Source organism: Pseudomonas anguilliseptica (assembly GCF_021375795.1).
In the GTDB taxonomy this organism is placed as follows: domain Bacteria; phylum Pseudomonadota; class Gammaproteobacteria; order Pseudomonadales; family Pseudomonadaceae; genus Aquipseudomonas; species Aquipseudomonas anguilliseptica_A.
The window spans coordinates 982,281-996,248 of the sequence record NZ_JAEIOI010000001.1; the positions used below are offsets into that span (position 1 = coordinate 982,281).

Genomic DNA, 13,968 nt, shown 5'->3' on the forward strand with positions numbered 1-13,968 from the left:
GCACCGTTACTGGGGCGTGCAGGCTTGTACTGAAAGGCTGTGCAGGGCAGAGCAAGAGAGGCTAGGGCGTTGCGGAAGGAAAAAACCGAACAGGCCGAAAACCGGTAGGACTTCCGACTTTAACGGCGCTCGGGCAGACCGCCAAGCGCTATTTGTCGCACCGATAAATAAACCTGCAAATCCTGAAAAAAACGTTTTTCTGTCATCTGAATTGGAGTAATTAAAAGGCAAGACCGCCGAACCCTGCAGACAGGTGGCGGCCATTGGCCCTCACCTTGCTTGCATCCTTCTCAGCCCCGGCACTGAGGAGTCGGCGGCCCCTCCGCGGCGCACTCGCCCCTGCGCCGCTTGGCTACTACAAGAAGGTGACCGAGTATGGATGACCACGGACGCTCCAAGCCCACCGCCCCAACCCTGTACGCCCTCGACACCAATGTGCTGATCCACGATCCCAACGCGCTGCTGAATTTTCAGGAGCATCACGTTGCCATTCCGATGACCGTACTGGAGGAACTGGACAAGCTTAAAACCGGCAAACAGGGCGTGGCCGCCGAGTGCCGCCAGGCCATCCGCCTGATCGACAAGATTCTCGGCAGCGCCAACCCGGAGGAAGTGGAGCACGGCGTCGCCATCCAGCGTGAGAAGAGCGGCCCTTGCGGCTTTCTCTCCATCCTTATGAGCAAAAGCGCCGCCCCGGTAACGTGGCTGCCGGAAGACCTCAACGACAACAAGATCATCAACCAGTTGGTCGAGCTGAAGTCCCGTCGCCCCGGCCTCAACGTGGTGCTGGTGACCAAAGACATCAACATGCGCCTCAAGGCGCGGGCCTGTGGCATCGATTCGGAGGATTACCACACCGACCAGCTGGTCGACGACGTGTCGCTGCTGTCGCAGGGTTATCACAACATGGACGGCTCCTTCTGGGACCGCGTGAACAAGGTGGAAACCCGCCAGGATCACGGCCGTACCTGGCACCGCGTGCAGCTCACCGACAACCTGCCGGCGGTGCACGTCAACGAGTTCATCCTCGACGAGCAGGGCTTTGTTGGCTGGATCAAGGGCATCAAACATGGCGAGCTGATGATTCTCGACATGCATCAGGAACCCCTGATGCACCAGGAAGCCTGGGGCCTGCGCCCTCGGGATATCTACCAGTCATTGGCGCTGTTTGCCCTGCTGGATCCGGACATCCATCTGGTCAACCTGTCCGGCGCAGCCGGCTCGGGGAAAACCATCCTGGCCCTGGCGGCGGCCATCGAACAGACCATGGTCAGCAAGCGTTACCGCCGGATTATCGCCACTCGTAGCGTGCAGGGGCTGGATCAGGAGATCGGCTTTCTGCCTGGCACCGAAGCCGAGAAGATGGAGCCCTGGCTCGGCGCGATTACCGACAACCTCGAAGCCCTGCATATGGACGACGAGAACACCCATGGTAGCGTCGACTACATCCTGCAAAAGGTCCCGCTGCAGTTCAAATCCCTCAACTACATCCGCGGTCGCAGCTTCCAGCAGAGCCTGATCCTTATCGACGAATGCCAGAACCTGACCCCGCACCAGATGAAAACCATCATCACCCGTGCCGGCAGCGGTTCCAAAGTGGTGTGCCTGGGTAACCTGGCGCAGATCGATACCCCTTACCTGTCAGCACCCAGTTCGGGCCTGACCTACCTGACGGAGCGCTTTAAAGACTTCGAGCATGGCGTGCATATCACCCTGCAGGGTGTGCCGCGCTCGATCCTCGCCGAGTACGCCGAAACCCATATGTAAACCTCACTTACACTCGCCCAGCAGGCTGTTACGGCTGCTGGGCCGGGTGTTCTCGTAACCTCCCGTCTGAATCCCCCGGCATTCACAGGTGCCGAAACCTGACCCGTGGGTTTACAATCGCCGGACACTTGCCCGGAGCCTGTCTGTGTTAACCCATCTCGATTCCCAAGGCCGCGCCAACATGGTCGACGTTAGCGACAAAGCGCAGACCGTCCGTGAGGCCGTGGCTGAAGCCCTGGTGCGCATGCGCCCGGAAACCCTGCAGATGATTGCCCAGGGTGATCACCCCAAGGGCGATGTGTTCGCTGTGGCTCGTATCGCCGGTATTCAGGCGGCGAAGAAAACCAGCGACCTGATTCCGCTGTGCCACCCGCTGATGCTCACCAGCGTCAAGGTCGAGCTGACGCCTGAGGGCGCGGATGCCGTGCGCATCACCGCGCGCTGCAAGCTGACCGGGCAGACCGGGGTGGAGATGGAAGCCCTGACCGCCGCCAGTGTTGCCGCGTTGACCATTTACGACATGTGCAAGGCGGTGGATCGCGGCATGGTGATCGAAAACGTGCGTCTGCTGGAGAAGGTCGGCGGCAAAAGTGGACACTTTGTAGCAGGGGAAGAAGCATGATTCGCGTGCAGTATTTCGCCCGTTACCGTGAAGCCCTCGGCCTGGACGGTGAGCAGCTGAACGCGGAGTTCGCCAGCCTCGATCAGTTGCGCCAACACCTGCTGGCGCGCGGAGGTGTGTGGGAAGTGCTGGCCGAGCAGAACCTGATGTGTGCGCGCAATCAGGAGCTGTGCAGCCTGGATGAGCCGCTGACAGCCGGTGATGAAGTGGCGTTCTTTCCTACCGTAACCGGCGGTTGAGCCGGTTGTCGTCGCGGCTAAAGCCCCTCCCACAGAGAGCCTCTGCATGAGCATTCGCGTTCAGTCGCAACCCTTCGATCCGGGCGTTGAGCTTAACGCCTTGCATGCCGCCAACCTGGGTATCGGCGCGGTGGTCAGTTTTGTCGGCTATGTGCGCGACTTCAACGAGGGGCGCGAAGTCGGCGGCATGTTTCTCGAACACTTTCCCGGTATGACCGAGAAGGCCCTGGGCAAGATTGCCGAGGAAGCCATGCAGCGCTGGCCGCTGCTGGGCATTGAGGTGATTCACCGCATTGGCCGTCTGGAACCGGGTGAGCCGATTGTCTTCGTTGGCACCACCAGCGCTCACCGTCAGGCGGCGTTCGATGCCTGCAACTTTGTCATGGACTACCTGAAAACCCGCGCGCCGTTCTGGAAGAAGGAAGACACCGCCGAAGGCCCGCGCTGGGTCGAAGGGCGCTGCTCCGATCAGGCTGCGGCTGAGCGCTGGAAACAGCAGTCCTAAACACCTTTTGCCCAGGTCGCCTGCACTGATTCTTCAGTCGCAGCGCTGACTGTTGCCCGGTTGACGATTTATACATATAAGTCCAGTATGGAATTTAAAGTATAAATCGAGACTGGCAAATGACCCGTCCACGCGTGCTACCCAGCCATCGCTTTTCGCTCAGGAGCACACCTGATGCGCCTTTCTTCTGTCTTGCAGCAACCGTCGTTGCCCGCTCAATCTGCGCAGCAATGCCAGGTGACGTGGGCCTGTCACTCCCTCAGCAGGAATCCGCACAATGAAGAAAATCGTTCTGGCGGGCGGCATCGCCCTGAGCCTGATTGCATCCAGCCTGTTCGCCGCAGACAAACCCCTGCGCCTGGGTATCGAGGCTGCCTATCCACCTTTTGCCTATAAAGAAGCCAGCGGGCAGATCGCCGGCTTTGATGTGGACATCGGCAACGCTCTGTGCGCTGAGATGAAGACCGAGTGCCAATGGGTCGAGCAGGAGTTCGATGGCCTGATCCCCTCGCTCAAGGTGAAAAAGGTCGACGCCATCCTGTCGTCCATGACCATCACCGATGACCGGCGTAAATCGGTGGACTTCACCGGCAAGTACTACTACAGCCCGGCACGCCTGGTGATGAAGGCCGGCAGTGAAGTCGCCGCTGATTTCAGCAACCTCAAAGGCAAGCGCATCGGTGTGCAACGCTCGACCACCACCGACCGCTTCGCCAGCGAAGTGCTGGCTGCGCAAGGGGTTGAAGTGGTGCGCTACAGCTCGCAGAACGAGATCTACCTGGACCTGATTTCCGCGCGCCTGGACGGCACCCTGGCCGACGCCATTCCGGTCGATGAGGGCTTTCTGAAAACCGCTAACGGCAAGGGATTTGCCTTCGTCGGCCCGGCGTTTACCGATCCGAAGTACTTCGGTGAAGGCGCCGGTATCGCCGTGCGCAAGGGCGACGCTGAACTGCTCGGCAAGCTGAATGCCGCCATCCAGGCTATTCGCGCCAGCGGCGAGTACCAGAAGATTCAGGACAAGTACTTCACCTTCGATATCTACGGCGACTGAGCCGCGACAGCGAAGGGAGCAAGGCCGCGCATTGCGCGGCCTTGCTGTTTTGCGCTGCGCTATTGGCCGGCAGTGCCATGGCGGTTGCGACTGGCCTGCACGATCCGCTGGGCCGGCACGCGCAGCTGGGTCAGCAGGTAGTCGGCAAATGCCGGATCGTAGGGCTGCAGGGCGATGGCCTGGGCCATGCAGTTCAGCCAGCTCTGGCTCAGGGCTTCGTCTATCGGCCACTGGGCGTGAAAGCTGGGGATGGCAATGGCGCCATACTGCTCGCTGAACAGCTTGGGCCCGCCGAGCCAGCCACTGAGAAAACAGGCCAGCTTGTCACTTGCCAGCGCCAGATTTTCGCCGTGCAACTGACGCAGCGCCCGGGCTTCGGGCAGTTCATTCATCAAACGGTAGAAGTCTGCCACCAGGCGCCGTAAGCCTTCGATGCCGCCCGCTGCCTGATAGGACGCATCGCCCACACCGTACACCGCTGTCTGTTGCATCGTCTGCGCCTCTGAGCAAAGCGCGCAGTATAACGGCGCGCCGGATCAGGGCCGCTTCGGCCAGGGTGATCAGTGGGCGAGAAAGCGGCGCAGGCTGCGAATTTCACTCTGGATCAGTGGCAGCTTGCTCTGCAACACCTGGCTGCTGTCTGGCAGCAGGCTGTCGTCAGCCTTGGTGGCTTGCAGGGCGGTAAAGCTGCCGCTGGTAAACGGCAGCACCACCTTGTACTGGTCGCCGAGGAAGGCCAGGCGATCCCAGTCGCCGGCCAGCAGCAGTCGGCCGGGTTTGGCATCGAACAGGCTGCGACCGATTGAGTAGTCCTGGTGTGGATTTTTCACCCCGAGCAGCGGCAGCAGGGTGGGTAGCAGGTCGCTGTGGCTGGTGCGCAGGCTTTCCTTGTGCGCCGCGCGGCCGGGCACCCAGAGTACCAGCGGCACCCGCACCTGCTCGTCGACGAAGGTGGAGTTGTGGCCCCAGCGGCCTTGCTCCATGAACTCCTCGCCATGGTCGCCGGTGATCACCACCAGGGTGTTGTCCAGCAGGCTATTCTTTTCCAGGTGTTCGGTGACGCGCGCCAACTGGCTGTCCAGGTGGTGCACCGCGTTGAGGTAGCGGTTGTAGATGCCGCCGATGTCACGCTGCAGGTCCATGCTGGCGTAGCTGAAATCCGGCAGATAGTCCGGTTTGATCACCGACTCTTGCGGGAAGTTGTAGTTGGCGTGCGGTGACTCGAAGAACAGGAAGGTCATAAACGGCTTGTTGGGATCGCGCTGGTCGACGAACTTCAGCAGCCGGTCCACGTTGCGCCGGTCGCGCTCCCAGGTATGGCCCTGGTCATCCTCGACCATCTGCTCACGCGGCACATTGACGAACAGGGTCTTGTCGAATTCCGGATAGCTGAAGCGGGCGCTGGTCAGCAGCTGGATCTGGTAGTTCTGCTGTTGCAGCACATCGATCAGCGGGCTGCCAACACGGGCGTCGAGCACCGGGAACCAGAGGTTCGCCGGCAGGCTGTAGAACTGGCTGAACATGCCGATGCGCGTGCCGTTGCCGCCGGAGTAGTGGCTGGCGAAATGCTGAGCGCGCTGGGCGAAGGCGTGCGTCTGCGGCATTACCTCAGGGTTGAGACTGTCGGCGCGCCAGGATTCGGCCACCAGCCAGACGATATTCAGCGGCTTGGCTGGTGGTTCGATGCGCAGCGGGGCTTGCGGGTAGTGCAGTTGACCTTGCAGGTCGGCACTGGCGACCTCCATGCGTTGTGGCCGCTGCAGGCCAAACTGCCGCTCCAGTACACGACGCATGGTCAGCGGTTGGTAGAAGGGCACGCGTTGGGCGTTTTCCAACAATGGGCTGTAGCCGTAGAAATGGCTGACGCCGTAGCTGATCCGTTCACCCAGGGTGAGCAGGATAAACAGCGGCAACACCCAGACCAGTCGTGGCAACGGCAGGCCCAGACGCGCCAGGCCATGGGCGGCGGCCAGCAGCAGCGCCTGCAGGGCAAAGATGCCTGCTGCCAGCAGGGCTACGTCGCGCTCAGTGGAGGCTGAGGAGCCCAGCGCCGCAATCCCGCCTGGCGTGGTGATGATGTTCCAGACAAAACCGTTGAGATGGAAGCCATAGAGCTGCCAGAGCAGATGGTCGCCATACAGCGCCAGTTGCACCATACCCGCCAGCACAATCGCCAGCACTGCGGCGGCTTTGCCTGAAACGCGCAGCAGCAGGCGCGTGATGGCCCAGGCGGGGGCGATAAACAGCAAGGCATAGCTGCCGATCAGCAGCAGTTGATAGAGCAGCAGCCATGACGGTGCGGCCAGATCAAAGAAGCGTCCCAGGTTCAGGGCGGCAGCCAGCCAGGTTAGAAGCCAATAGGCGGCATAAGGGCGACGCGATGCGGCGAGGGGCATGGACAGTCCTTGCAAGGGCAACAGGAAGAAAGGCGCACAAAGGCGGGGGCTAAGGAAAACAGCCTTGGCTTAACTGCGGCTTAAATGTTGCGCTGAGGTGGCAAGGGCGCCGTCGAGCAGCAGACCGTAAAGGGGGGGATCGAGTGCTGGGAGGGATGAATAGCGGGAATAGTGCTGCCCGGCAGTTTTTCCCGGATGGGCGGGCTCAGGCCTCGCCCTTGATCTCTTTGAGGTGTTTGTACACCGTTGCGCGGCCCATATTCAGTACGTTGGCCACATAGTTGGCGGCGCTTTTGCCTTTGAACGCGCCTTCGGCGTGCAGGGCTTCGACCAGTTCTCGTTTGTGTTCGCGGGTCAGCAGGTTGAGGCCGAGCTGGCGCTGGCGTAGCCAGCTGTGCAGGAAGGTGTTGATGCGCTCCTGCCAGTCGTCGCGAAACAGCGCGTCGGGCTGCGGCACCAGTTTGCTGGAGGAAAGAAACAGATCCAGCGCCTGCTTGGCGGTTTCGAACAGCGAAATATTCAGGTTGATGCACAGCACCGCGATGGGGGTGCCGGCGGCGTCGCGTAGCACGCTGCTGACCGAGCGAATCTTCTGGCCGTCCCAGTTGAGCTTTTCGTAAGGGCCGATGGTGCGTTCGTCGACGTCGCCGCTGAGCATGTCTTCCAGTGCCGCGTCATCGCCGATCACCCGTTTGGAGATGTTGTTGGCGATGTAGTCGACTTTCTGCGTGCGCAGGTCGTGCAGCACCACTTCGGCATGGGGGAAGAACAGCGTGGCGATAGCGTCGGCGATGGTGCGGTAGTTGTCCAGCTCGGGGGCAGGGCGGGGCGGCGTCATGCGGCTAACTCTTCGGGCTTGGGAGGCGTTGGAAGTGTGCCGCAAAGCGCCCGAGGCGTCACCTCGGGCGCTGCGGGCGGCTATTTAGCCAGGCGGGATGGTGAGAGCATGGCCTCGGTCAGGCCAAATTGGCGCAGGTGCTCGGGTAGCGGCTCACCACGGGCCAGAGCCGCACAGGCCATGCCCATGGCCGCCGAGGTCTGGATGCCGTAACCGCCTTGCGCGGCCACCCAGAAGAAGCCCGCCATCTGCGGGTCGAAGCCGCCGACCAGATCGCCATCGGCGACGAAGGAGCGTAGGCCAGCCCAGGTGTGCGCAGGGCGACGAATGCTCAGGCTGGTGTGTTCCTCGATCTGGTAGATACCTAAGGCGATATCCAGCTCTTCCGGCTGGACATCGTGGGGCTCGACCGGGTCGGCGTTGGCGGGTGAGCCGAGCAGCAGGCCGGCGTCGGGCTTGAAGTAGAAGGATTCGTCCAGGCTGACCACGCAGGGCCAGGCGTGGCAGTCGAGGCCTTCCGGTCCACTAAAAGTGAAAGCCGCACGACGTTTGGGGATCAAACCAATGGGCGCCACGCCAGCCAGGGCGGCAATCTGGTCGCACCAACCGCCGGCGGCGTTGATCAGCGTCTTGGCGCGGTATTGCGCGCTGCCGCAGTCCACTCGCCAGGCGTCACCATCGCGCTGGATGCGCAGCACTTCGCAACTAGTGTGGATTTCCCCGCCCTGCTGGCGAATGCCGCGCAGGTAGCCCTGGTGCAGGGCGTCGGTGTCGATATCGGCGGCGCTGGGGTCGAGCATGGCGGCCTGCACCTTGTCGTGGCGCAACACGGGCACCAGGGCGCAGGCTTCGTCGGCGCTGAGCAGGCGCATTTCCGCCACGCTGGCTTTGCCGCTGTCGAACTGGCGTTGCAGCTCGGCGGCATCACCCGTGAAGTCCACCACCAGCTCACCGCGCGGGGTCAGTAGCGGGTGCTCGGCAAAGCCGGCCGGCGGCGCGTCATAGAACGCGCGGCTGGCGGCGGTCAGGGCGCGCACCTGCGGCGTGCCGTAGGCCACGGTGTAGAGCGCGGCGGAGCGGCCGGTGGAGTGATAACCGGGCAGCTGCTCGCGCTCGAGCAGAATGGTTTTGCCATAGGCGGCGAGAAAGTAGCCGGTGGAGGCGCCGGCGATACCCGCGCCGATGATCAGGTAATCCGCCTGGTGCATCAGCAGGCCTCCTGCTTGAGCTGGTACAGCGCGTGGGCCAGGGCGACATCTTCCAGGCCCAGGCCGATCGAGCGGAAGAAAGCATGGCGCTGGTAGTCCGGGCGCTGGGCCTGGCCGCTGAGCAGTTCGGCCAGGTCGCCACGGATGTCCGCGCGGTTCCAGCCCAGCTCGCTGGCCAGGCACATTTCCCCGGCGCTGTTTGGTGTGGTGGCGCGGTAGTCGCAGTAGACATCCATATTCAACAGGCTGGCGGGCGTTACTTCATGGGCGCGCGGCGCGTTGGTGCTGATTGAGGTGATCAGCGCCGGTTTATCCAGCTCGGTGGGGTCGAGCAGCGGTTTTGCCGACGAGGTGCAGAGCATCACCACGTCGGCATCGCGCAGGGCCTCGGTCTGGCTGGCGCACAGCTGAACACGCAGATCGAGTTGCTGCAGTTGCAGCAGCTGCGCGCCGGTTTTGCCGGCCAGGCCTGGTGAGTAAAGGCGGATGCTCTGCCAGGGACGCAGGTGTTTGGCGTAGTGCACATGCGCTTGCGCTACGGCGCCGCTGCCGATCACCGCTAGGTGGCTGGCCTTGGGCGCGGCTAGAGCATCCACGGCCACTGCGGTAGTGGCAGCGGTGCGCGCGGTGGTCAGGCTGCCGGCATCACAGAGCAGCAATGGCTGGCCGCTTTGCATCGACATTAGCAGGGTCCACGCAGTAATCAGCGGGCCTTGCTCGCGGACGATATAGGGCGAGGTTTTCACCCCGTAAACGCCGGCCCCGGCGAGTACGCCCAGGTAGTTGATAAAGTCGCCAGCTCCGCTGGGGAACTCCACCAGCTGCTGCGCGGGCTGCACCGCATGGCCGGCGGCCAGCTCGCGGAACATCGCGACCATGGCCTGGTGCACATCAACCTGGGCCAGCAGCTGTTCGGCAGCGGTTTTATCCAGCACATAAGGGGTGGTCGGCATGGGCGGCTCCGCAACGAATTAAACAATTAAATCCATTTTGGACTTTATGGTATTTTTCGACAAGCGCTGACGCGGCATCTTGATACGCGGTGGCGACGTTCAGTGGGCCTGACGTAAGCGCTTGCGAAACGCCCCTGGGCTTTCCCCGCAGAGCTGTTTGAACAGCTTGGCAAAGGTGGCGCGGTCGGCATAACCGACCTGCTCGGCGATCTGCTCCAGCGACGCCGGGCTGCGCAGGGCGCGCTGCGCGGCGCTGATGCGCACGCGTTGCAGGTAGTCATTAGGTGTCAGCCCGGTGCTGGCCTTGAAGCGCCGCAGCAAAGTGCGCGATGAGCAGTTGGCTTCAGCGGCCAGGCGGTTGAGGTCGATGGCTTCGCTGTGATGACGGTGTAGCCACTGCAACACGGACGCGAGCTGGCAATCCTTGCTGGGCGCTGGCAGCAGCGGGGCAAAGCGTGACTGCTGGCCGCGCTGACTGTCGAACACCAACGTATTGGCTGCCTGTTGCGCCAGTGCGTCACCGGCATGCTGGCGGATCAGGTGCAGACACAGATCAAGCCCGGCGTGCGCCCCACCGGAGCTGAGCAGGCGGCCATCCTCGCAGACCAGTTGCTCGATCTGCAGATTGACCTGCGGGAAGCGCTGGCGGAACTGGCTGGCCAGTGCCCAGTGGGTAGTGGCGCTGCGACCGTCGAGCACGCCGGCAGCGGCCAGGAGAAAGGCGCTGCTGCACAGGCTGGCCAGTTGTTGGGTGGGCGCGCGTTGCGCCAGCCAGGGCAGCAGGGCGGCGTTATCGCTCAGGGTGGTGTCGATGGCGCTGCCGCTGGCGGCGAGCAGAATCAGGTCGGCCTCTTCAGCCAGGCTCAGATCGCCATCGACCTGAATCTGCGCAAAGCCCAGATCAACCGCGTTGCCGTCCAGGCTGACGCGCTGTAATTCAAACAGCCGTTGTCCGGCCAGGCGGTTGGCCAGGACAAACGCATCCATGGCCATGCTCAGGCTGGAACACACGGTTTGCGGGCAGACATACAGGGCAATCTTCAATATGACGTGCTCAGATGTGATGGGTTTTGGCGATTATTGACACAAAGTTGTCTTTTGCGCCAATCGCGCGATGGCGGTTTAGCGACAATACTGCTCGCACGTCCCCTACCGGAGTTCGCCCGATGACTCACCCCAACGCCGCCCTGATCACTCGTTTCTACCAGGCCTTCCAGCAGCTGGATGCCGAGACCATGGCCAGCTGTTACAGCGAGGATGTGCAGTTCAGCGACCCGGTGTTTACCGATCTGCGTGGTGCGGCGGCTGGTGATATGTGGCGCATGCTCTGTGCCAAAGCCCAGGGTTTTTCCCTGACCTTTGATGGCGTGACCGCCGATGAGCACTCCGGCAAGGCGCGCTGGGTGGCGACTTACACCTTCAGCCAGACCGGTAATCAGGTGGTCAACCACATCGAAGCCAGCTTCCGCTTCCGTGATGGCAAGATCGCTGAGCACCGCGATCATTTCGACCTGTGGCGCTGGGCCGGTCAGGCGCTGGGTATCAAGGGCCTGCTGCTGGGCTGGACACCCTTTGTGCAGAACGCCATTCGCCAGCAGGCCGGTAAAGGCTTAGCAGCTTTCCAGAAGAGTCGTTAAGCTCGGCGGCCTTCTCTGCCGGTTTACCTGCCTTCGTTATGCCTGACGCGACTCCTGTTGCAAGTTCCGTAGCCGACAAGCCCTGGTTCGTCTATCTGGTGCGTGCGGCCAATGGCGCGTTGTACTGCGGCATCAGCGATGATCCACACAAACGCTTTGCCAAGCATCAGAGCGGTAAGGGCGCGCGCTTTTTCCACGTAAGCCCGGCCCAGGCTTTGGTGTATATCGAGCCCTGTGCCGGCAAAGGCGCGGCGCTGCGCCGGGAGCGCGCGGTCAAGGCCCTGAGCAAGGCGGCCAAGGAAGCCCTGGTCGCCGCTGCTGTTATCGCTGCGACTGATAACGCACCATCAGCCTAAGCGGGTAGGCCGCTGCTGCCTGCGCGGTTAAGCTGCTGGTTTACCTGACCCCTTGCGGAGCCTGCCATGCACGAGTTGATCCTGCACCATTACCCGACCTCGCCCTTTGCCGAGAAGGCGCGGCTGATGCTCGGTTTCAAGCAGCTGTCCTGGCGCTCGGTGATGATCCCACCGATCATGCCCAAGCCGGATTTGACGGCCCTGACTGGCGGCTACCGCAAAACGCCAGTGCTGCAGGTGGGCGCGGATATCTACTGCGATACCGCGCTGATCGCCCGTCGCCTGGAAGCCGAAAAAGCCACCCCGGCGCTGTTCCCCGAAGGCCAGGAATTTAACGTTGCCTGCTTCGCCCAGTGGGCCGACTCCCAGGTCTTCCTGCATGCGGTGAGCTTGGTGTTCCAGCCGGAATCCATCGCGGCGCGTTTTGGCAAACTACCGCCAGAGTTTCTCAAGACCTTTATCGCTGACCGCTCGACACTGTTCAACGGCGGCCTTGCGACACGTATCCCGCTGGAAGTGGCCAAGCATCAGTGGCCCACGCTAATGACGCGCCTGCAGCAACAGCTGGCCCGCGAGCCGGGTGATTTCCTGTTTGGCGAGCCGTCGCTGGCTGATATCGCCATGGCTCATCCATTGTGGTTCCTGCGCGGCACCCCGGTAACTGCGCCGCTGGTCGATGCCTACCCGGACGTCGCTGCCTGGCTGGCGCGAGTGCTGGACTTCGGTCACGGCTCGTTCAGTGAAATGAGCGCTGCAGATGCCATCGAGGTGGCCCGTGAAGCCACTCCAGCGGCTCTGCCGAATACCGCGTTGGCTGATCCCAACGGTTTTGTCGTTGGTCAGCAGGTGGCGATTTCAGCCATCGATTACGGTGTGGATGCGGTTGAGGGTGAACTGGTGTTCAGCGGCAGCGAAGAACTCATCCTGCGTCGTGAAGATCCGCGTGCGGGAACGGTGCATGTGCACTTCCCGCGACTCGGGTTTGCCATCAAGGCGCTTTAAGCACCCGGTTATGATCTACTGTGCGCCGGGGTTTCAGTACGCGGCGCGCATCGCCTGTGGATCGTAACCGTGAATCAGCGTGCCCTTGATATCCAGTAGGGGCACGCCGCGCCCACCCAGCGCCTTGAAGGTTGCCTGGCCGGTGGGGTCTTTCTCGATATCGACTTCCCGGTAGGCAACCTGATCCTGCGCCAGTTGCTCACGGGTTTTTGCGCAGTAACCGCACCATTGCGTGGCATACAACACCACTTCGCCTGGTCGCTCAGCCAGCGGCGGTTGAAACCAGCGCTGCACCGTGTCCCAGTGTTGGAAGAGCGTCAGGGCGCTGAGCAGCAAAACAATCTTTTTCACAGGCAGTCCTTGCCGGTTGGCGGGCTCAGCCTTTGCGGCGCTTGAGTTGATCGGTGAGCTGCGTCGGCAGGTTGCGGATTACCAGAGTATCGGTGCCTTCGTCGTACTCGATTTTCGAGCCCAGCAGGTGTGCCTCGAAGCTGATCGACAAACCTTCGGCGCGCCCGGTAAAACGCTGGAACTGGCTCAAGGTGCGTTTATCCGCCGGAAACTCCGGGGCCATGCCGTAGTCCTTGTTGCGGATGTGATCAAAAAAGGCCTTGGGCCGTTCTTCGTCGATCAGTCCGGAGAGCTCGTCGAGGGTGATGGGCTCGCCTTGTTTGGCCTGGTTTGCGGCATAGCTGACCAAGGTCTTGGTCTTCTCGCGGGCTTGTTCTTCCGGCAGGTCTTCACTTTCCACGAAGTCGCTGAAGGCTTTCAGCAGGGTGCGGGTTTCGCCGGGGCCGTCGACGCCTTCCTGGCAGCCGATAAAGTCGCGGAAGTATTCCGAGACCTTTTTGCCGTTCTTGCCTTTGATAAAAGAGATGTATTGCTTGGAGTGGGCGTTGTTGCGCCACTCGGAGATGTTGATGCGCGCCGCCAGGTGCAGCTGGTTCAAGTCCAGGTGCTTGGCGGCGGTCACATCCAGCGCCTCGTTCACTGCCACGCCTTCGCTGTGGTGCAGCAGGGCGATGGCCAGGTAATCGGTCATGCCTTGCTGGTAATGGGCAAACAGCACATGACCGCCGGTGGACCGGTTGGATTCCTCCATCAGCTTCTGCAGTTGCTCGACCGCCTGGCGGCTAAATGCAGTGAAGTCCTGCTCATTATCCAGGTAACGCTTGAGCCAGCCGCTGAACGGGTACGCCCCGGATTCCTCATGGAAAAACCCCCAGGCCTTGCCCTGCTTGGCGTTATAGCTCTCGTTGAGGTCGGCGAGCATGTTCTCGATGGCCTGCGATGCAGCCAGCTCGGTGTCGCGAGCATGCAAAACAGCGGGGGTGCCATCGGGCTTTTTGTCGATCAGATGGACGATGCAGTGGCGGATCGGCATAGCGGCC

Annotated in this window: 16 protein-coding genes; 8 read left to right on the forward strand and 8 right to left on the reverse strand. The window is 62.0% G+C overall.

Annotated features, from left to right (window positions below; translation table 11 throughout):
* The first annotated feature begins 375 nt into the window (after nt 1-375).
* The 5 genes from IOD17_RS04480 to IOD17_RS04500 all read left to right on the forward strand — a co-directional run bounded on the left by IOD17_RS04480 (nt 376) and on the right by IOD17_RS04500 (nt 4,187).
* Nucleotides 376-1,767: a PhoH family protein gene (locus tag IOD17_RS04480; RefSeq protein ID WP_233683884.1), complete on the forward strand. Its 1,392-nt coding sequence runs from the start codon at nt 376-378 to the stop codon at nt 1,765-1,767.
* Between the two features lie 145 nt (nt 1,768-1,912).
* Nucleotides 1,913-2,389 carry a cyclic pyranopterin monophosphate synthase MoaC gene (gene moaC, locus IOD17_RS04485; protein ID WP_233683885.1) on the forward strand — a complete coding sequence of 159 codons (477 nt, stop codon included), beginning with the start codon at nt 1,913-1,915 and terminating at the stop codon, nt 2,387-2,389.
* On the forward strand, nt 2,386-2,628 hold the full coding sequence (locus tag IOD17_RS04490) for a MoaD/ThiS family protein (RefSeq protein ID WP_233683886.1): 243 nt from the start codon (nt 2,386-2,388) through the stop codon (nt 2,626-2,628). The genes moaC and IOD17_RS04490 overlap by 4 nt, the downstream gene beginning before the upstream one ends.
* Nucleotides 2,629-2,674: 46 nt before the next feature.
* On the forward strand, nt 2,675-3,133 hold the full coding sequence (gene moaE, locus IOD17_RS04495) for a molybdopterin synthase catalytic subunit MoaE (protein WP_233683887.1): 459 nt from the start codon (nt 2,675-2,677) through the stop codon (nt 3,131-3,133).
* A 277-nt stretch (nt 3,134-3,410) separates the two neighbouring features.
* The gene (locus IOD17_RS04500) at nt 3,411-4,187 is read left to right on the forward strand and encodes an ABC transporter substrate-binding protein (RefSeq protein ID WP_233683888.1); all 777 of its coding nucleotides are present in this window, start codon (nt 3,411-3,413) and stop codon (nt 4,185-4,187) included.
* A gap of 59 nt (nt 4,188-4,246) precedes the next feature.
* Here IOD17_RS04500 and IOD17_RS04505 read toward each other — a convergent pair whose 3' ends face one another.
* The 6 genes from IOD17_RS04505 to IOD17_RS04530 form a co-directional block, all read right to left on the reverse strand.
* Nucleotides 4,247-4,678: a group II truncated hemoglobin gene (locus IOD17_RS04505; RefSeq protein ID WP_233683889.1), complete on the reverse strand. Its 432-nt coding sequence runs from the start codon at nt 4,676-4,678 to the stop codon at nt 4,247-4,249.
* Between the two features lie 69 nt (nt 4,679-4,747).
* Complete coding sequence (locus IOD17_RS04510; RefSeq protein ID WP_233683890.1) at nt 4,748-6,583, reverse strand: sulfatase-like hydrolase/transferase; 1,836 nt, start codon at nt 6,581-6,583, stop codon at nt 4,748-4,750.
* Between the two features lie 205 nt (nt 6,584-6,788).
* Nucleotides 6,789-7,421, reverse strand: coding sequence for a helix-turn-helix transcriptional regulator (locus tag IOD17_RS04515; RefSeq protein WP_233683891.1), 633 nt, complete (start codon nt 7,419-7,421; stop codon nt 6,789-6,791).
* 80 nt (nt 7,422-7,501) lie between these two features.
* A complete protein-coding gene (locus IOD17_RS04520) occupies nt 7,502-8,629 on the reverse strand; it encodes an NAD(P)/FAD-dependent oxidoreductase (RefSeq protein WP_233683892.1) in 1,128 nt (375 codons plus the stop codon).
* A complete protein-coding gene (locus IOD17_RS04525; RefSeq protein ID WP_233683893.1) occupies nt 8,629-9,582 on the reverse strand; it encodes an ornithine cyclodeaminase family protein in 954 nt (317 codons plus the stop codon). Before IOD17_RS04525 ends, IOD17_RS04520 begins: the two co-directional genes overlap by 1 nt.
* Before the next feature lie 99 nt (nt 9,583-9,681).
* Entirely contained in the window at nt 9,682-10,629 is a 948-nt protein-coding gene (locus IOD17_RS04530) for a GlxA family transcriptional regulator (protein ID WP_233684516.1), read from the reverse strand.
* A 119-nt stretch (nt 10,630-10,748) separates the two neighbouring features.
* Between IOD17_RS04530 and IOD17_RS04535 the strand changes: the two genes are divergently transcribed.
* From IOD17_RS04535 to IOD17_RS04545, 3 genes are all read left to right on the forward strand, one after another.
* The gene (locus IOD17_RS04535) at nt 10,749-11,219 is read left to right on the forward strand and encodes a nuclear transport factor 2 family protein (protein ID WP_233683894.1); all 471 of its coding nucleotides are present in this window, start codon (nt 10,749-10,751) and stop codon (nt 11,217-11,219) included.
* Between the two features lie 38 nt (nt 11,220-11,257).
* On the forward strand, nt 11,258-11,575 hold the full coding sequence (locus IOD17_RS04540; protein WP_233683895.1) for a GIY-YIG nuclease family protein: 318 nt from the start codon (nt 11,258-11,260) through the stop codon (nt 11,573-11,575).
* Between the two features lie 66 nt (nt 11,576-11,641).
* Nucleotides 11,642-12,577, forward strand: a complete 936-nt coding sequence (locus IOD17_RS04545) for a glutathione S-transferase family protein (RefSeq protein ID WP_233683896.1) — start codon at nt 11,642-11,644, stop codon at nt 12,575-12,577.
* A gap of 33 nt (nt 12,578-12,610) precedes the next feature.
* Here IOD17_RS04545 and IOD17_RS04550 read toward each other — a convergent pair whose 3' ends face one another.
* Nucleotides 12,611-12,928 carry a glutaredoxin family protein gene (locus IOD17_RS04550; RefSeq protein ID WP_233683897.1) on the reverse strand — a complete coding sequence of 106 codons (318 nt, stop codon included), beginning with the start codon at nt 12,926-12,928 and terminating at the stop codon, nt 12,611-12,613.
* A 25-nt stretch (nt 12,929-12,953) separates the two neighbouring features.
* Nucleotides 12,954-13,961 carry a nucleoid-associated protein YejK gene (gene yejK / locus IOD17_RS04555; protein ID WP_233683898.1) on the reverse strand — a complete coding sequence of 336 codons (1,008 nt, stop codon included), beginning with the start codon at nt 13,959-13,961 and terminating at the stop codon, nt 12,954-12,956.
* Nucleotides 13,962-13,968 lie beyond the last annotated feature (7 nt).